Origin of the sequence: Paenibacillus shirakamiensis (genome assembly GCF_017874255.1) — a bacterium.
Lineage (GTDB): Bacteria > Bacillota > Bacilli > Paenibacillales > Paenibacillaceae > Fontibacillus > Fontibacillus shirakamiensis.
The window spans coordinates 1,308,378-1,326,697 of record NZ_JAGGLD010000001.1 but is presented as its reverse complement, the minus strand read 5'-3'; the positions used below and the strand labels follow the sequence as shown (position 1 = coordinate 1,326,697).

The following is an 18,320-nucleotide window of genomic DNA, read 5'->3' as shown; positions in this document are numbered from 1 at the left end:
AACAGATAAGCAGATCAGGAGGACTAGAATAAATGAGCATACCAGCGATAGAGGCGTTAATAGAACGAGTTATAGGCAAAGCGTCGTCCAAGTTTAAGCTTGAGATGATAGAGAATCATAAGGGCGAGGATTGGTTTGAATTAAAAAGTATACAGGATCTTGTCCTGATTCGAGGATCTTCAAAGAGTGCATTAGTCTCAGGATTTCACTGGTATTTGAAGCATCAATGTCACCTGCATAGGTCTTGGTGTGGCAATCGATTATCACTTTCATTACCTTTGCCAATACTTGATGAACCGATACGCAAACAAACTCCATTCTCCCTGCGATACAATTTGAATTACTGTACCTATTCCTATTCAATGCCTTTCTGGGATTGGAATCGGTGGGAACAAGAGTTAGATTTCATGTCAATGAATGGTATTAATCTGATGCTGACCGTAACCGGCCAGGAAGAGGTATGGAGACGAACGCTATTAAGATTGAATTATTCAGAACAGGAAATCGCAGAGTATTTGTGTGGTCCCGCCTTTTTTGCATGGCAGTGGATGCAGAACCTCACTTCATGGGGGGGACCACTTCCGAAGTGGTGGTACAGCGAACAAGCAGAACTCGCGCGAAAAATCCGCAATCGTATGAAAGAACTAGGCATAGAAGCTGTTGTTCAAGGGTTCAGTGGGATGGTACCTCAGAATTTCACAACCAAGTTCGCCAATGCTGCGCCCGTTGACCAAGGGATATGGTGTGAGTTCGATCGCCCATTTTTATTGCTCCCTGATGATCCCATGTATAAGCCCGTAGCGTCGATTTATTATGAAGAACTTCATGCGCTATATGGTACAGATGTTCATTATTACAGCATAGATCCGTTTCACGAAGGGGGCCATGCTGAGGGGGTAGACATTGCTCAGTATGCTGAGCAAGTGGAACAATCTTTACTAGAGCATGATTCTCAAGCCATATGGGTTCTTCAAGCTTGGGAAGGTAATCCGAAGCCGGAATTGCTTGCGGCTATCTCTACACAGCGTACTTTAATTCTAGATTTATGGTGTGAATCCAAACCTGCATGGAAAGAGACAGATGCTTTCCAAGGTCATCCATGGATTTGGAATATGATTCAGAATTACGGGGGAAAGAACGGACTGTATGGTAATTTAAATACGATAGCTACAGCACCTCGAGAAGCCATTCAGCATTCAAGTGCTGGAGACTTGCGTGGCGTTGGCATGGCCATGGAAGGCATCGGGACTAATCCCATTATGTACGATTTACTGGCGGATATGGTCTGGGGTGAAGAGACACCTGAGCTCAATGAATGGCTTAAAGGATATATTGTCCGCAGATATGGAGAGGTTCCAGCAAGTGCTCATAATGCATGGTCCCTGTTGAAGGATAGTGTATATAGTAGTGAAGGTGTACAGCAAGGTGCAGCCGAATCCATACTTTGTGCACGACCCGCTCTTGAGATTGAACACGTATCAACATGGGGTCCGAAGTATATTCATTATGATGTGGAGAACGTCCGTGAAGCTTGTCGGCAACTCTATATGGCTTTTGATGCATGTGGAACTTCTGAGGGGTATTTGTATGACTTGGTAGATGTGACCCGGCAGACACTAGCAGATCTGTCCCGAGAGAAGCACAAGCAAATGGTAGAAGCTTATCAAGTAAGGGATGTGCCTAATTTCGAGTGTAAGTCGAGGCTGTTCCTTCAATTGCTAGCAGATCAAGATCAATTGCTTCGTACACGTAAGGAGTTCATGCTCGGTCCATGGCTGGAAGAGGCCAGAGCCAGAGGAAGAACGGAAGAAGAGAAGCGAAACTTTGAATATAACGCGCGAACTTTAATTACACTTTGGGGTCCAGCATCTTCCTCCATCAAGCTTCATGATTATTCCCATCGGGAGTGGTCAGGATTATTGTCCAGCTTCTATGCCCCTCGTTGGAGCATCTATATCGATGCACTTAGACAATCGTTATTGATGAATCAACCCCTTGTAGAACCGAATTGGTACACGTGGGAAGAGCATTGGACTCGGGAATATAATTGTCCTTTCCCTACAGAACCTGAAGGTTCAGTAAGAGATATCGTAGAGAATATAATTCAAACGTATCTATAGTGCTGAAGACATGTACGCATTCGTAAAAACCGTTCTCAGATGTAAGTCTGAGAACGGTTTCTTGTATTCTTATTTTGATAAGCTTGGTAGAATAAGATAAGGGGGAATTACACCATGTACAGACTTATTATTGCTGACGATGATCATATTGAGCGGGAAGGTATTAAATTTTTGATTCACCGCTGTCAGCTGCCTCTGGATATAAGAGAAGCGAGGAATGGAAGACAAGCGCTGGACATGTTGAAGGAAGAACCTTGCGATGTATTAATTACGGATATCAAGATGCCTTTTATGGATGGTCTTCAACTAGCAAAAGAGGCTCGATCACTACTGCCGCATCTTCGTGTCATTATTCTGAGCGGTCACGGGGAATTTGAGTATGCAAGAACAGCGATCTCTCTTCAGGTTACGCATTATTTGCTTAAACCCATTGAGGAAGAGGAATTCAGAGAAGTGCTTAATGCTACCATGCTCCAGTTAACACTGCAAAGTAAGCCGCAAGAGCCTGATTTTTCAGTCGATTCGGGGGTTGAACGTGAGCCAGCGTCGAAGGGGCGCGCCATTGATGAAGTGATGCGGATGATTGAATCAGAATATTCAAATGATCTAGGTCTGGAGTATCTCGCAGGTAAGGTTCATCTTACACCGAGCTATCTAAGTCATATTTTCAAAAAAGCTACAGGGGTAAGTCTAGTCAAATATATTAATAAGTATCGGATGGAGAAGGCTAGAGAATATCTTGAACATAGCAACTATAAAATTGTGGATGTCTACCGGATGGTAGGGTTCTCGGATCCCTCTTATTTTGGCATGACTTTTAAGGCATTCTATGGATTAACTCCATCCCAGTATCGTGAACGGGTGGGGCTTCCCAAATGAACCGTCTGTTCGTTTATTTTCGAGATAGTGGGTTACGGCGCAAGCTCATGCTTAGTTACGCTCTGATGATCATTATACCGATTCTTTCTCTCGGCTTGTATTCTTACATAAGTGCAAAGGGATACTTGAAAAAACAAATGCTCGAAAGTATGAACAATACGGTATCCCAGACTGCACTGAATTTGGATCAACGCATGGAGAAAATCGGGGACTTTATGGATTTCATGGCCTATAATCCGATTGTAAAAAAAGTAACTGCCAGTGAATTGCCAGATTTGCTATCATATACCAAAGAGCTCAATGACAATATTGAACCAACGCTCTGGTATTACATGAGTATTAATCAAGAGATTCGCGAAGTTATTTTTTATTCCGATTATACTGGCAAACAGATCGGTAATTTTGTCTATCCTAGCCTGCAGGTTCAGGGGAAGTCTTGGTATGAAGAGGCTAGAAAAAGTAGAAATACCCAGTGGCATATAGAAAAGGATGTCTTGTTCGCTGTACATAATATACAAAAAAGCGATAATGCGACTTTTGCAGGTGAACTTTATGTACGTCTGGATGAAGATCTTTTATTCAAGAGTTTGGAACAGGTGTATCAAGGTCAATATGGCATTCTAATCACTAAGCCAGACGGAGGAATTGTATATACAGGCCAAGAGGCGAATCATCTTACGCAGACTGATGTTCGTAAGCTAATCGGGGAGTCTAAGAGGAATTTCAGCATGAATGGGCAAGACTATTTGCTTACTAAAAGTGTACTTCCTCATTCTGGTTGGACATTCTATTATTATGTTCCGACAGAAGGGTTAACCGTGAACACGAATAGTATACTGACGGCAACGGGTACCGTTATAGTTCTATGTTTGGTGATTCTCATGTGTATGATCTGGTTGTTCTCACGCACCCTAGTAAGGCCTATACTTAAGCTCCGTCAGAAGATTCAGCTTGTGGAGACGGGCCACTTTGATATTCCCATTCAGTCGGATGCGAAAGATGAAATTGGTGGATTAACCCGCAGTTTTGCGCACATGGTCAAGAAAATTAGAGAATTAATTGAAGAAGTATATCAAGCTAGACTGCTGGAGAAAGAGGCAGAATTGAAGGCCCTGCAAGCTCAAATTAATCCTCATTTTTTGTATAACACTTTATCCATCATTAACTGGAGAGCCATTCAAGTCGATGCAAAGGATATAAGTAGAGTAGCTAATAGTCTGTCCCGGTTCTACCGAACCAGCTTGAACAAAGGGAAGCAGTTCACTCGGATTCAGGATGAGATTCAAAATATTAAGGCTTATTTAGATATACAGTTACTCATGCATGAGGAAGAGTTCGAGGTGGTCTATGACATTCCTGAAGAGGCCTACTTGTATGAGATTATTCATTTTATACTGCAACCAATCGTAGAGAATGCCATTGTACATGGAATAGATGAGCGTGAAGAAGGCAAGGGCTGTCTTGTAATTCGTGTAGAGTGCGATATTGACGCAGAGCATATTTTCATTATTGTACAAGATAATGGTAAAGGGATGAACGAGGAGCAAGTAGGTGGATGGATGAATACAGAAGTAGGTGGATACGGCATCCGCAACGTTCACGACCGAATTCAGTTGCATTACGGCGAAGCTTATGGGATTTCCATTCATAGTGTGCTTGGTGAGGGTACAGAGGTTAGAATTAAGTTACCTTTACGTCATTAACTTCATCAGATAACTGGAAAACCACTTCAAAGTGGTTTTCTTTTTGCACTAACGATGAAAAATAATACACATTTTAAATACAGTATATGAAAAATTCACAATAGAAAACCTTATCTATCTCGCATACTTTCCTTTCGCCAAACTACATTTTACTATTCTCTCAATATTTTGCTATATGTAAAAAATAAGAGAATATCAAAACAAATAAAAACGTTAAAAACATTAAATTACCTTATATTTCGTAAAAATATCAGATAACTCAAAAGCCGAGAGACCCGATATACTGAGTTCACCGGCCGGTAAGTAACAAAGCGCATCTAAAGGAGGTACTTCATGAAGCTGAGGAATTACTTAATTATCGTTGTACTCTTATCGTGCACACTCCTCTCAGGGTGTAACACAAACGATACGGTTGAAGCATCGACGCCTCTCGTGAAAAATACTTCTATGAATTCCAAAGAACAACAGGAACGAGATGGACAATCTTTATGGTTCGTTATTGATGAAAGCGGTAACAAGATAAAAAGCCTAGATAGTCAGGATCCCAATGTCGTTGCTGTAAACAAAGTAATCACAGAACACTCCAAGATTGTAGATAATTTAGATTATCGTTCATTGCAAGCAACTCGTGAACTTCAATATTATGCGAAGCCTTTTGTACAAGTGCTGCAACAACAAGGTTACCTCACTGCACTTCAACAGATGTATATGAACCATCAAATTATCCTTCAACTGAATCAATTGAGCTGGTATGAGATGGCATTCTACAAGGATCTTAAGACCGTAAGAGTCAAGACAGAGAGCCAAATCGTTATCAAACAGTGTTCCCAGGATTATCTGACTAAGAACAAGTTAATCAAAGGGCAAACCTATTCACAACCCCGAATCGTTGATTTACAAAAAGAAGGGGGCACGTGGAAAATAACTAAGATCGAAAAAGGACCCTTCGTTCTAAAACCATCTGCACCGAATTCAAATCTTCCCACGAAATAGAAAAGAGGTTATGTGATGAAAAATAGATTTATATGGAGTTTTATAATCTTCCTTATGCTCTTTAGTCATGTTCAAAATGTTTTCGCAGCAGATGTTCCAGCAAATCCCGTTACCAAATCCGGCTATACTTTAGATTTTCAAGATGAATTCAACGGAACATCGCTTAGCAGTAGCAAATGGCTTGATTATTATCTCCCTCACTGGGCTAGTAATCGGGAAAATGCCAAAGCTAGATATACAATTTCGGGAGGTGTATTAACGGAACGTCTGGATGCGGATACGCCGAGTTGGAACCCTCAGTATGATAGTACCGTGAAGATTTCAAGTATACAGACTTACGAAAAAGATTGGTGGCACCGCTTCAATTATTCTATGCCGAACGATCATCATGAAGCTGATTTCAATGGTTACAGTACGAAATATGGCTATTTCGAGATTCGCGCTAAGGAATCCAATGCGGGAGGAGGAGGTCATCAAGCTTGGTGGATGGTAGGCACCGAAGATACAAGTAGCGACTCTCGCAACTCCGAAATTGATATTATCGAAACGTTCTTTAGCAAACCGCAAACGTGGAGAATTGCGGCCTACGGCTGGGGAGATCCTAATTTCTTAAGCTCTTGGGAGGGCTCGGAAGACTTAGTACCGAGTGGAACACCTTCTGCAGAATATCATATCTATGGTATGGAGTGGACGCCGACCGAGTTAAAGTTCTATTATGACAATCAGCTTTATAAGACGATTAATCAAGCACCTCAAATGAAAATGGGTATGATTCTAGGTATTTATACAGACGCTGGATCAGGCGAACATAACAATGTATGGCCGAAGACTTGGAATGTAGACTATGTTCGCGTATGGAAAAAGGACGGAGGATATCCAACTTCCTATTATCGAATTAAAAATCATCAGACCGGACAATACATGAACATCAAAGATAAGACGGGGAAAGTACAGTATGGCACCCCTGCTGCTACAGATTACAGCTCACAGTGGTCTAAAGAAAATACAGATGGCTATATTCGCTACAAAAACCGTCTAACAGGTGAATATATGCATACAGAAGATCTTACAGGTAACGTTCAATACGGAAATGTGGCGGTTACCACGTGGCGGAGTCAGTGGAAAGAAGTAAGCGTGTCTGGTTATACTAGACTGCTCAATCGGGACACGGGCCAATACATGCATACGGAAGGGCTAACAGGCGCCGTACAATATGGAGCAGTTCCAGAGACATACTGGACAAGCCAATGGACATTTGAACCGGTAGCGAACTAACTTCTGATATTTAAAAGCAAGCCTTAAGGCTTGCTTTTAAATTTATCACGATGCTTCTTTTTGTTTTAGATAAAGGAGTTATCTTAAAGAGACTGGACTCATAGATTAGCATAGCCATATTTAAACTAATCTTGTTGTATACCTTTAAATTGTTTTACATATACATACCAAACTTTCTTCTATACACGGTGCGTCATTTGGTTAATAATGTAATATTTAAAAATATTTATAATTTTATTGTGATGTGCATAATTTACTCTCAAAAAAATAGCTGATTAGGGTTATTGACACGTTCCTTCTAAGCGCTTAAGATCATTTCAAGAGAAAAAGACAACTTTTAGAAGAAAGTTAAAGAAAAAAGGAAAGGAGTAAACTTTTAAAACTTAAAAGTTAAAAGGTTTAAACTTTAATTCCATTTTTTTCGAATATAAGTTAAAAGGTTTAAACTTTTGTTGAATGAAGCTGAATGAGAGTTATCGGAATAGGGTCAAAGAAAAAATAAGAATATCCTATTTCAAAAAATGAACTTTCATCCGAAGTATGCATTCTACATTCCGATTGAAGCAGCCGAGAGAGGTTATGGCATACTACCTGAGCAATGGCTATAATTCGTCATGATATACTAAGAAAAATGAATAAATGGGGAGTTCTAAGATGAGAGTCAATATATTTGATGTTGCCAAAAAGTCAGGGTTGTCCATAGTAACCGTATCTCGTGTGCTTAATAATGCGCCAACTGTAAGAGAGAACAATCGAAAAAAAGTACTTGAAGCTATTAAAGAACTTAACTATAGTCCAAATTCCGCAGCACGTACCTTAGTCCGTGGAAAGACAGGTGTGATCGGATTAACCTTAACTGCGCTGAATGATTCTGTATTTGATGGCGTTGTGAAATCTGTGTTCGAACATTTAAAAGCTAAAGGGTATTTTTTAGCGATTTCCATTGAGACCAAACGAAGTGAAGATTCGCTTGAGCCTTGTAATTTTCTGTTTCAGGAAGATCGCGTGGATGGAATTATCGTCTTATCCGCATTAGAAGAAGATGCTTATGTTGCAGAATTAGAACGCAAGCATATTCCTTTTGTCATGATTGATAGTCATGGTGATTATCCAGAAGTTACTACGGTGAATGTAGATAATTATCTAGGCGGCTATGAAGCTACTCAGCACTTGATTGGACTTGGACATACAAGAATTGCTCATATCAGCGGCCAAGATTGGTTCCTTAGTGCCCGGCAGCGCAAAGAGGGTTTCATTGCTGCCATGACAGAAGCAGGACTTTCTCCTTCTCTGATTGCTGAAGGAACATTCGGTATTCACTGCGGATATGGAATTATGCAGGACTGGATTGCCAAAGGGCAAGTTCCATCAGCTATTTTTGCTGCCGATGATGTCATTGCCCTTGGAGTGATTCGGGCTTTGATGGAAGCTGGGTATAACGTTCCCCATGATGTCTCCGTCATCGGTTATGATGATCAGACTTTTGCTAAAGAAGTTCACCCCATGCTGACCACCATTCGTCAGCCCGTAGAACAAATGGGAGCACACGCCGTGAACATGATACTGGATATGGTGCAGGGAAAACCGAATGAACACATCAAGATGCAGCTTAAGCCTGAGTTAATATTCAGAGAATCTACTTCCAAATATAAAGGGGTAGTCGATAAGAGGTGACCTAGTTATGGGTTTCTATTTAGGAATGGATGCTGGGGGAAGTAAGACGATCGCAGTGATTACAGATTCCTCAGGCAAGATTGTAGGCAGAGGATTCAGTGGGTGTGGCAATCATCAATTAGGAGCTAATATGGCCCGTAGTAACATCGAGGCGGCTATAGAGCAGGCATTTGCGATGGCAAATTTAGGTTTGAATGATATCTCTTACGCACTATTTGGATTAGCTGGGGCAGATCGTGAGCAAGATTATGTGATATTAAGACCGATGATCGGTCAGCTGGGGTTTGCTGAGTATGATATTGTCTGCGACACGGTGATTGGACTTCGAGCAGGTACACGGCAACCGTATGGAGTGGTATTGATATGTGGAACCGGTACCAATTGTTTAGGAATTGATCCCAATGGACACGAACTACAATGTGGGGGATTTGGCTATGAATACGGTGATTTTGGTGGCGGCAAAGAGCTTGCGATTGAGGTATTCAGAACGGTCATTCGTGCGTGGGAGGGACGAGAGAAGCCTACATTGTTGACGGAGCTTGTACTACAGATGCTGAATTATCCATCCGTTCAGGCGTTATTTCATGATTATCTTAATGATCTTCGCCCTGTACCTAAGGATCTAACCAAGCTTTTATTCATAGCTGCGGACCAAGGAGATGATGCTGCGCTAGGGATTCTCCAGCGGCAAGGGAAAGAACTCGGCATAGCAGCGAGAACGGTTATAGACAGACTTCAGATGCAGAGTATTCCTTTAGAGGTGGTATTAGTAGGAAGCGTGCTGACCCGAAATGCTGGCCAATATATAACCCCGTATATTCAAGAACTTATTCCGACAAGTTGCTCGCTACATATTTTAACCGTCGAGCCAGTGGCTGGGGCTGTATTGTTAGCCATGGAAAAGCACGGACTACCTATTACAGATGATATATATCAACAGCTTGAAGCGCAATTGACACTAGAAGGGATGAGAAGCAGATGAGTAAACACTTGAAGGTGGTCGTTATTGGGGGAGGTTCCTCATATACTCCGGAAATCATTGAAGGATTTATTCAGAACTATGAGAGCTTTCCCGTTCGCGAAGTCGTATTAGTTGACATCCTAGAAGGTCAAAAAAAGTTGAATATTGTAGGAAATCTTGCAAAGCGCATGGTGGAGAAGTCGGGCTTACCTATACAGGTTCAGTTAACTTTAGATCGGCGAGAAGCCCTAGTTGAAGCAGATTTTGTTACTACTCAGTTAAGAGTGGGGCTGCTTAAAGCCCGAATTTATGACGAGAAAATTCCACTTAAGTATGGTGTTATCGGTCAAGAAACCACAGGGCCAGGCGGCATGATGAAGGCGTTCCGAACCATTCCCGTGCTGCTGGACATTTGTAAAGACATCGAGGAGTTGTGCCCAGATGCATGGCTGTTCAACTTTACGAACCCTGCCGGTATGGTTACAGAAGCTATTTTGAAGCATACGAAGGTTAAATCTGTAGGCCTTTGCAACTCTCCCATTGCTGCTTATAAATGGTTGTCTGGATTGTATCAAATACCTGCTAGAGATATATATTGCGAATTTGTGGGACTTAATCATTTGCACTGGATTACACAGGTCAAGGTACATGGCGTAGATAAATTAGAAGAACTGCTGAACAATCGCGATGGCTATTCCGCAAAGAATGTTCCGCAATTTGAGTGGAATGCAGAATTCGTTCGCTCCCTTGGTGCTATTCCATCGTACTACTTGAAATATTTCTATTTAACTAAAGAGTTGTTAGAAGAGCAGCTTCTCTTGCTTGATCAAGAAGGAACACGGGCTGAAGTGGTAAAACGACTGGAAGATGAATTATTTGAATTGTATCAAGATCCTAATTTGTCCGAAAAACCGAAACAGCTGGAGCAGCGCGGTGGGGCTTACTATTCAGAGGCAGCGGTGCATTTGATGAAGTCGATCTACAATGATACTCGCGATATCCAGACACTAAATGTACAGAATCAAGGAATATTAGATTTCTTGCCCGCGGATGCATGTATTGAAGTGAATTGTGTGGTGACGAGTCATGGACCGATACCTCTCCCAGTATCTCATATCCCGACTGCTGCAAAAGGACTAATTCTAGCCGTGAAATCCTATGAACAAATAGCTATTGAAGCTGCAGTTACTGGAGATCGCGGACTAGCACTGCAAGCGTTGGCCATTCATCCATTGGTTCCTTCTGTGAACGAAGCGGAACACATGTTAAATGAAATGATGCAACAGCATCAGCTTTATCTACCTCAGTTTTTCAAGTCATAAGTTGAAAGGTTTGACCTCATACAAGATGAAATCTTTATATCTAGTTGTAAGCTGTGTTTTGGTAGGGAGTATTTTTCTCACACGTGATTGGAGCGACGTCTCTGTGCAGAAAAATTCGAAAATCGTGCTAGATTATTATACGCAAGATGAAATAGCCTACCCTTCGCTTACCCATAATTATTCGTATCTAAGTCAAATTTCAACAGATTCTTATACATTGGATGCCGAGGGGGAAGTAATGGGTACTGCGCCGTCAGCGGCGGTTGCTTTTGCAAATAAAAAGAAAATTCAAACGTATGCAGCCGTCTCGAATTGGCAGGGACATGACTTTAGTCCTGAGTTAGCTCACCAAATCATAAGTGTTCCCAAAGTAAAGAAAGCCACGATAGCTAACCTCTTACAGGTTGTTAAAAGTAATGGTTTTAAGGGGATTAATATCGATTTCGAGAGCGTAGCTGCTAGAGATCGTAAGGCATTTAGTAGCTTTACAGCCGATGTTGCCACAGCTATGAAGGCGAGAGGCTATCTTACAATGATATCAGTTCCTGCCAAATTCACGGATGACCCAAGTAATGATTGGGATGGAGCTTTTGATTTCAAGGCCTTGGGCAAATGTGCAGATTATATTCAAGTCATGACCTATGATCAGCATGGTCCGTGGGGAGAGCCAGGCCCAGTTGCCGGTAAAGATTGGGTAGGCGAGGCTCTTCAATATGCTGTATCTGCGATTCCTGCTAGCAAAGTCATTATGGGCATTGCCTCTTACGGGTACGATTGGAATGTGTCAAAGCATAGTGGAACTACTGTTGGTCTTAAAGATATTCCTACTCTAGTAAAAGCTACACATGCGGTGCCCTTGTGGGATAAGGTTTCTTTCTCTATGCATTTTGACTATCAAGATCCAGAAGGTTCTGACCACGTCGTATGGTATGAGAATGCGGCAAGTATTCAAGAAAAAACGCATGATACCCTAACATATCATATAGCAGGTGTATCGATTTGGTCCATGGGCACCGAGGATCAAGAGTTTTTCAAAGCGATGGCCGCAGGATTGAAATAAGGCCATGAGTGTAATCTGACCATTCCGCGAAAGGGAGAGATACGATTTGAAAAAACAAACAAAATTATTCGTAGTTATGACCCTAACTTTGAGCCTCATATTAAGCATAGCTGGGTGTAGTGGTACTGATTCCTCGTCCTCTAAGAAGAAAAGCAATGGCCTAACAGCGAATGGGCTAGCGGGTGATTTTGAAATTCAATACTTCGTTGGAGGTTATGGAGATGCGTGGTGGAAGGATACCATCGAGCAATTTCAAAAGCTCCATCCCGATCTAACGATCAAACAATCCGCTGGACCCAAAATTAATGATCAGATGAAACCTCGCTGGATACAGGGGAATCCACCAGATGTTGTATATATTGATGGTTCAGGTTCGAACCCCAGACAAATGATGGATGATCATCAATTACTCGATGTCACAGACTGGATCAAAGATGCTAAAAATATAGACGGCGAGAAACTGATAGACCTCATGATTACTGAACCAGAGGTATATAGTGGCAAAACGTACACCATACCGCTTGTCTTCGGAGCTTACGGCAATTTTTATGATCAAGCCTTCTTTGATAAAAATGGTTGGTCTGTTCCTCAAGATTACAGCAGCTTCTTAGCTTTAAGCGAAAAAATCAAAGCTGCGGGAATTAGTCCTTACATTCATCCTGGTGTGTATCCAGAATATATTCATGGAGGATTTTTGTTCCCGGCCATTATTTCAGCGAATGGAGATCATGGGGAGATCCTGAAAGAGATGGGAGATCTCAAAGCAGGAATATTCAAAAGCGAACCAGTCATGAAAGCGCTCAATCAACTGAGCGAAATAAGTAAGCTAGGTTACATCGATCAGGCTTCACCTGCTATCAATCATACTGATTCACAGATGTTATTCTTGCAGCACAAAGCGGCATTCATTCCGAATGGATTATGGCTTGAAAGCGAAATGAAGAATGATACGCCAGCGGATTTCAAGTTTGGATACATTCCATCGCTTACACAAAGTAAAGGAGGCAAACTGATTGCAATTCCGTACAGTACTACGCTGGCTATAGCCAAAAAAGCAAAAAATCCAGAAGCCGCAAAAGCTTTTATCCAATTCGTATTTAAGAAGAAAAATGCATTGAATTGGGCAGAAAAAACAGGGGCACTCATGAATGTGAAGACCGATTTGGATTCCTCAGAAGCTAGCCCTGTAGCAAAAACAGCCATGAAATTTTATAACAGTGACCATACGTTAGTCGCTCCCGTTGTGGTGTTTAATTCTGATGTAGAGAAAGTCATGAAGGATGCAACCATTGCATTAACCGTAGGGAAAATCAAACCTGAAGAATGGGCAGAACGTGTAGAAGCCGCAGCAGCTAAAGCTAGAAAATAGCGGGTACCTGAGGCTGAATTGCCAGTAAGTCAACGCTAGCGCGTGCTTATTGGCAATTTCTTTATAGACTAGAAGGAGTGTTGGTATGTTTCATATCGCAAAAAGAGAGCGTTTCATCATTACATTTCTAATTCCGACGTTTATATTTTTCAGTGTGTTCACTTTATATCCGATTGTTCGAGGGATGCACATCTCACTATTCGATTGGTCAGGTAGCTCTGAATTCATGACGTATGTTGGAGTACAGAATTTTGTGGATATGCTCCATGATCCCATTGTGTGGACTGCTATTAAAAATGACTATTCTCTCGTACTAGGCAAAGTCATCGGTATTATGATCTTAGCTACATTTTTTGCAGTGGCTATTACACGCTTTAGGCTGAGGGGAACAGGATTTTTTAGAATGATTTTCTTCATGCCGAATATCATCTCTGCTGTAGTCATTGGGGTATTATGGAGATTTATCTATAATCCTAACATTGGATTTCTGAATGCAATCCTATCTCTCTTCACCAAACAGCCTATTCGCACGCCGTGGTTAGGGCAAGAAGATACTGCACTTTGGTCTATCTTATGGCCTTCCATTTGGGCTGGAGTCGGATTTTACTTCCTATTATTAATGGCAGCTATCTTAAGTGTACCCACTTCATTATACGAAGCTGCTGAGATTGATGGGGCAACGCAAAGCAGACAGTTCTGGTCCATCACGGTTCCGCTAATATGGGAACAGATGAAGATTAGTATCCTTCACATCGTGATGACGACCTTAAACGGTTCATTCGTTATGGTATGGATCATGACCGAAGGGGGCCCAGATAATTCTACGCAAGTCATGGGTTCGTACCTGTATCAGATGGGCTTCCGTCAATATCACATGGGCTATGCCTCAGCCATTGGTGTACTGATTCTATTCATGTCTCTGATCACGACGCTAATTTTTCAGCGATTGTTACGTCGGGATGAGGTTCAATTATCTTAAGGGGGATAACGTATGTATCCAAGTCAGCCTAGATTTTCGAGACATATTCTTAAAGCACTCTCGCTCATTCTATTAGTAGTATGGTCCGTCGCGGTTCTGTATCCTCTCATCTGGACAGGACTCGGAGCATTAAAAGACAATTCGCAATTTATGTTAGGTAAGCCTTGGGCATTCCCCAGATCCCCTTGGCTATGGAGCAATTTCTCTAATGTATGGAATCAATACCACTTCGGGCAGTATTTTATTAATTCCATAGTGGTTACTGCTATAAGTTCCTTGCTAGCTATATTGTTGTCGGCAACAACCGCCTATGTTTTAGCCAGATTTCCTTTCCGAGGAAGCCAGATTCTGTACTATTTTTACTTGTCTGCCATGATGATTCCAATGATACTCGGACTGATTCCGTTATTCTTCCTACTTAATGATCTGAATTTAATCAATAAGTTAAGCGGTCTTATTATCGTCTATACCGCCTGGGCATTGCCATTCAGTATATTCGTGATGGTGAGTTTCTTTAAGACACTTCCTAAAGAGCTTGAAGAAGCAGCCTATATAGATGGGGCAGGGTATTATCGAACCTTCTTTGATGTCATGTTACCTTTAGCTCGCTCCGGTCTGATCTCTATAGGAATTATGAATGCGCTTAATACTTGGAATGAATATATTATGGGCATGGTCTTTGTTAATGATCCTGTAAAATATACGATTCCGGTAGGAATTGCTGTGATGCAAGCAGAGATGCAGTATCGTACGGAATGGGGTCCATTGTTCGCAGGACTGCTGATGTCCATGCTGCCCGTTATTATCGTCTACATGTTATTTCAACGACATATTGTTGCAGGCGTTACGGCTGGGGCTGTGAAATAAGGATTTGCTTCAGGTGTGAAAAAGCTTGTAACAGGGAGATTGGTTACAACCCACCCCTGTACAAGCCCTCCTGATCAAACTATAAATTACATTTCTGTAAGCGTTATCTTTGTCCTTGGGATATAAATACTGCTCACACTTTCAAATGCGGAATCCGTTCCGATCAAGATCCAAAGTTCGCTTTGTTCATTGGTAGTTACTATAAAAGGGCGATTCTTGTTGTTGAAGTTCTTCAGTTCATATTTTTTATCTTCTGATTTAGCTTTGGCTAAATTACCAAGTACTAGAGCATTTTTGCCTTCTTGAGATTGTTGGCCCTTATCAATATTCATGTGGAAGAAGTTGTCCTTGTCTAAAATGGCTTTAGGTTCTTGGGTCATCAACCCAGCTTTAACATAGACACTTTCTCCTGGAGAGCCGCCAGCACCCATACCATTTTTGGCTGCGTTGGTAGCCATATCAAAGTCAAAGTTCACACGGTAGGTCGTATTCGGTTTTAGATGACTTGTCTTGTCTATCTTTTTCTTCACAAACATAAAGAGATCATCGCTACGATTCATCCCACTTAGATATAGACCTTTTTGTTGGTTATTGATTTCTTTAGGTAGAGGGAGATAAGCAAATTTCAATTTGTAGATCGGCGTATCTTTTTGGGGATAGTCAGCAAATCCACCGACCCAGTGGTCACTATCTTTACTAAAATTTGAAGTAATTACGATATCTTTGCCGAGGGTAATCTCTGCATCCAAATCGATCTGAGATACGAACGAAAGTAGATTTAAATGTTCGATTTGTTTCTTAGTAAGCTCGGCAGAGAAGCCTTCAATTACTCGGGTGTACTTATGCTTTCTGTGAAATGAACCTATGGTTTTTTCTAAGTTAACATATTCCTTATCATTGAGATGTTTATTCAAGATAACAATGACGGGAAATCGATCAGATAGTGCTGCATTCTTTAATTTTTTATTCAGTTCCTGGGTAATCTTCATAGGTAAAATATGCACTTGCTTGTTCGCAGCTAGGCTAGAAGCATAGGATTCATTAAAGCTGCCAAGAGATAAGGCTCCTCCCACAATAGCCATTGTAGCTAGAGTTAGGACGATTTTTTTCTTGTTTGATTTATGCATTTGTAGTCCTCCTAGAATGTAGTCAGTATCCCAAACGACATAAAAAGACATATTGTTGCACATCTGCATCAAAAAGTTTAAACCTTTATACTTTGAGAGGGGGACTGCCATGATTCTATATATTTAGTGAAGGAAGAGAAGAATTGAGTTGTAAGCTTCTTTTATGTATCAAAATACACTTAACTTAGGAGGATCATTATGAAATTAAATCATCTTACCCAATTATCGGTTATTGCTACGCTGTTCTCAGGACTATTGTTCACTAGTATACCTACTGCCCAAGCTGCCAGCTCACCTGTAATTTTAGGCTATTACACACCCGATCAGGCCTCAGATGAGTCATTGAACACGAATTATAGTTATATTACGCACATGTCTACGGATAGTTTTAATTTCAATAGTCAAGGCGTTATTGTGGGAACCGTTCCCACTCAGGCCGTGTCTTTTGCGAAATCCAAAAATATTGCAACGTATGCTTGTATATCTAACTATGGCACCAATGATTTTGATCCAGCCGTAGCCCATGCGGTGTTAACTAATTCAACGGTAAAAAACAAAGCCATCTCCAACTTAGTTACACTTGTTAAAAACAATGGATATAAAGGAGTGAATTTCGACTTTGAGAGTGTCCTTAAAACCGATCGTAATGCGCTAAGCAGCTTCATCCGTGATTTAGCTAACACGTTGCGACCGCTGGGATATCAGACACTTATTTCGGTTCCAGCTAAAATTGTGGATGATCCTAATGATGATTGGGCTGGCGCATTTGATTATGCTTCGCTGGGCCAAAATGTGGATTATATGCAGGTCATGACCTATGACCAAAATGGCCCTTGGTCCTCCCCAGGTCCGGTTGCCGGGAAGGACTGGATCGATCAGTCTTTACAATTTTCGGTATCAACAGTCGCTCCTGCTAAAGTGCTTATGGGATTGCCTGCATATGGATATGATTGGAATCTAACAACCAATAATGCAAACGACGACACACAAGTCCCTTGGAAAGAGATTCCTAACTTAATCTCTCGTACCCATGCTACTACCCAGTGGGATGCTGCATCATCCTCTCCTTACTTGACGTATAAGGCAACCGATGGATCAAATCATGTAGTCTGGTATGAGAACATACGCAGTATTACGGAAAAATCTAGCCTATATACGAAGTATCACTTAGCTGGTATTTCGATGTGGTCTATGGGACTCGAAGATACGAGCTTTTGGCAGGCGATCCATTCCGCTGGGCCAACACCGAATGCACCTACGATTCCAGGGAAGATCGAAGCAGAAAATTATAGTGCCATGCAAGGCGTTGTCAATGAGACAACAACTGATACAGGCGGTGGACTAGATGTTGGATATATTGACCCAGGAGATTGGATGGATTATAACGTAAATGTGCAGACCCCGGGTACGTACAAAATGGAATTTAGAGTAGCTAGTGCAGTTACTGGGGGTAAATTTCAAATTAAAAATGATGCAGGTGCGATCTTGGCAACGATCAATATTCCTAAGACTGGCGGATATCAAACGTGGCAAACGGTGAGTACGAACATCACGTTACCCATCGGAGATCAAAAGTTACGTGTGTTCCTTGCTTCGGGAGAGCCTAATTTGAACTGGATTCATTTCACAAAGTAGGTTCACACTCATGTTGTTAATCATGTGAAATTTGACATCAATTTAATAACGTGATATTGTTTCTCTATCTAGTAATCGCTCGATCGATGTGAGACATAATCAAGCTGCCCCAAATGTTTGGGGCAGCTTTTTCTCATATCAGGAGTGCACCATTACTTATATGTAGCATAAATTGTACTGCAAGTTATTCCATGCTCATATACAATACAGATGTGAGAACATCAGAAAGTGGTTTTTTTATCCAATTTAATTCAAAAAAAGATTCAAACGCAAGTGTTAGCTTTACGTCTGTAGATGACATTATTGATTTTTACTCTAATCCAGACAGGCTTTCAGCCAAGACAGATATGAGAAGT

At 41.4% G+C, this 18,320-nt stretch carries 14 protein-coding genes; 13 read left to right on the top strand and 1 reads right to left on the bottom strand.

Annotation, left to right across the window (positions count from 1 at the left end; translation table 11 throughout):
• Positions 1 to 32: 32 nt before the first annotated feature.
• From J2Z69_RS05950 to J2Z69_RS05895, 12 genes are all read left to right on the top strand, one after another.
• Positions 33 to 2,120 carry an alpha-N-acetylglucosaminidase gene (locus tag J2Z69_RS05950; protein WP_209860028.1) on the top strand — a complete coding sequence of 696 codons (2,088 nt, stop codon included), beginning with the start codon at positions 33 to 35 and terminating at the stop codon, positions 2,118 to 2,120.
• A gap of 114 nt (positions 2,121 to 2,234) precedes the next feature.
• Entirely contained in the window at positions 2,235 to 2,999 is a 765-nt protein-coding gene (locus tag J2Z69_RS05945) for a response regulator transcription factor (protein WP_209860026.1), read from the top strand.
• On the top strand, positions 2,996 to 4,702 hold the full coding sequence (locus tag J2Z69_RS05940; RefSeq protein WP_209860024.1) for a sensor histidine kinase: 1,707 nt from the start codon (positions 2,996 to 2,998) through the stop codon (positions 4,700 to 4,702). Before J2Z69_RS05945 ends, J2Z69_RS05940 begins: the two co-directional genes overlap by 4 nt.
• A gap of 333 nt (positions 4,703 to 5,035) precedes the next feature.
• Positions 5,036 to 5,695, top strand: coding sequence for a hypothetical protein (locus J2Z69_RS05935; protein WP_209860022.1), 660 nt, complete (start codon positions 5,036 to 5,038; stop codon positions 5,693 to 5,695).
• Between the two features lie 15 nt (positions 5,696 to 5,710).
• Positions 5,711 to 6,970, top strand: coding sequence for a glycoside hydrolase family 16 protein (locus J2Z69_RS05930; protein ID WP_209860020.1), 1,260 nt, complete (start codon positions 5,711 to 5,713; stop codon positions 6,968 to 6,970).
• Between the two features lie 654 nt (positions 6,971 to 7,624).
• Positions 7,625 to 8,644 carry a LacI family DNA-binding transcriptional regulator gene (locus tag J2Z69_RS05925; protein ID WP_209860018.1) on the top strand — a complete coding sequence of 340 codons (1,020 nt, stop codon included), beginning with the start codon at positions 7,625 to 7,627 and terminating at the stop codon, positions 8,642 to 8,644.
• A gap of 7 nt (positions 8,645 to 8,651) precedes the next feature.
• The gene (locus J2Z69_RS05920) at positions 8,652 to 9,626 is read left to right on the top strand and encodes an N-acetylglucosamine kinase (protein WP_209860016.1); all 975 of its coding nucleotides are present in this window, start codon (positions 8,652 to 8,654) and stop codon (positions 9,624 to 9,626) included.
• Positions 9,623 to 10,927, top strand: coding sequence for a 6-phospho-beta-glucosidase (locus J2Z69_RS05915; protein ID WP_209860015.1), 1,305 nt, complete (start codon positions 9,623 to 9,625; stop codon positions 10,925 to 10,927). Before J2Z69_RS05920 ends, J2Z69_RS05915 begins: the two co-directional genes overlap by 4 nt.
• A gap of 103 nt (positions 10,928 to 11,030) precedes the next feature.
• A complete protein-coding gene (locus tag J2Z69_RS05910) occupies positions 11,031 to 11,987 on the top strand; it encodes a glycosyl hydrolase family 18 protein (RefSeq protein ID WP_209860013.1) in 957 nt (318 codons plus the stop codon).
• A 46-nt stretch (positions 11,988 to 12,033) separates the two neighbouring features.
• Positions 12,034 to 13,356, top strand: coding sequence for an ABC transporter substrate-binding protein (locus tag J2Z69_RS05905; protein ID WP_245338961.1), 1,323 nt, complete (start codon positions 12,034 to 12,036; stop codon positions 13,354 to 13,356).
• A gap of 85 nt (positions 13,357 to 13,441) precedes the next feature.
• Positions 13,442 to 14,335 carry a carbohydrate ABC transporter permease gene (locus J2Z69_RS05900; RefSeq protein ID WP_209860011.1) on the top strand — a complete coding sequence of 298 codons (894 nt, stop codon included), beginning with the start codon at positions 13,442 to 13,444 and terminating at the stop codon, positions 14,333 to 14,335.
• Between the two features lie 12 nt (positions 14,336 to 14,347).
• Positions 14,348 to 15,202 carry a carbohydrate ABC transporter permease gene (locus J2Z69_RS05895; RefSeq protein ID WP_209860010.1) on the top strand — a complete coding sequence of 285 codons (855 nt, stop codon included), beginning with the start codon at positions 14,348 to 14,350 and terminating at the stop codon, positions 15,200 to 15,202.
• 86 nt (positions 15,203 to 15,288) lie between these two features.
• Here the strand turns inward: J2Z69_RS05895 and J2Z69_RS05890 are convergent, their stop codons facing one another.
• Positions 15,289 to 16,329, bottom strand: a complete 1,041-nt coding sequence (locus J2Z69_RS05890) for a hypothetical protein (RefSeq protein WP_209860008.1) — start codon at positions 16,327 to 16,329, stop codon at positions 15,289 to 15,291.
• A 198-nt stretch (positions 16,330 to 16,527) separates the two neighbouring features.
• Between J2Z69_RS05890 and J2Z69_RS05885 the strand changes: the two genes are divergently transcribed.
• Positions 16,528 to 17,964 carry a glycosyl hydrolase family 18 protein gene (locus J2Z69_RS05885; protein ID WP_209860006.1) on the top strand — a complete coding sequence of 479 codons (1,437 nt, stop codon included), beginning with the start codon at positions 16,528 to 16,530 and terminating at the stop codon, positions 17,962 to 17,964.
• The last annotated feature ends 356 nt before the right edge of the window (positions 17,965 to 18,320 follow it).

Coding starts and splice junctions, on each gene's coding strand:
- J2Z69_RS05935 (WP_209860022.1), top strand. CDS start 5,036: ATGAAGCTGAGGAATTACTTAATTATCGTTGTACTCTTATCGTGCACA.
- J2Z69_RS05915 (WP_209860015.1), top strand. CDS start 9,623: ATGAGTAAACACTTGAAGGTGGTCGTTATTGGGGGAGGTTCCTCATAT.
- J2Z69_RS05895 (WP_209860010.1), top strand. CDS start 14,348: ATGTATCCAAGTCAGCCTAGATTTTCGAGACATATTCTTAAAGCACTC.
- J2Z69_RS05945 (WP_209860026.1), top strand. CDS start 2,235: ATGTACAGACTTATTATTGCTGACGATGATCATATTGAGCGGGAAGGT.
- J2Z69_RS05920 (WP_209860016.1), top strand. CDS start 8,652: ATGGGTTTCTATTTAGGAATGGATGCTGGGGGAAGTAAGACGATCGCA.
- J2Z69_RS05925 (WP_209860018.1), top strand. CDS start 7,625: ATGAGAGTCAATATATTTGATGTTGCCAAAAAGTCAGGGTTGTCCATA.
- J2Z69_RS05890 (WP_209860008.1), bottom strand. CDS start 16,329: ATGCATAAATCAAACAAGAAAAAAATCGTCCTAACTCTAGCTACAATG.
- J2Z69_RS05950 (WP_209860028.1), top strand. CDS start 33: ATGAGCATACCAGCGATAGAGGCGTTAATAGAACGAGTTATAGGCAAA.
- J2Z69_RS05940 (WP_209860024.1), top strand. CDS start 2,996: ATGAACCGTCTGTTCGTTTATTTTCGAGATAGTGGGTTACGGCGCAAG.
- J2Z69_RS05900 (WP_209860011.1), top strand. CDS start 13,442: ATGTTTCATATCGCAAAAAGAGAGCGTTTCATCATTACATTTCTAATT.
- J2Z69_RS05930 (WP_209860020.1), top strand. CDS start 5,711: ATGAAAAATAGATTTATATGGAGTTTTATAATCTTCCTTATGCTCTTT.
- J2Z69_RS05885 (WP_209860006.1), top strand. CDS start 16,528: ATGAAATTAAATCATCTTACCCAATTATCGGTTATTGCTACGCTGTTC.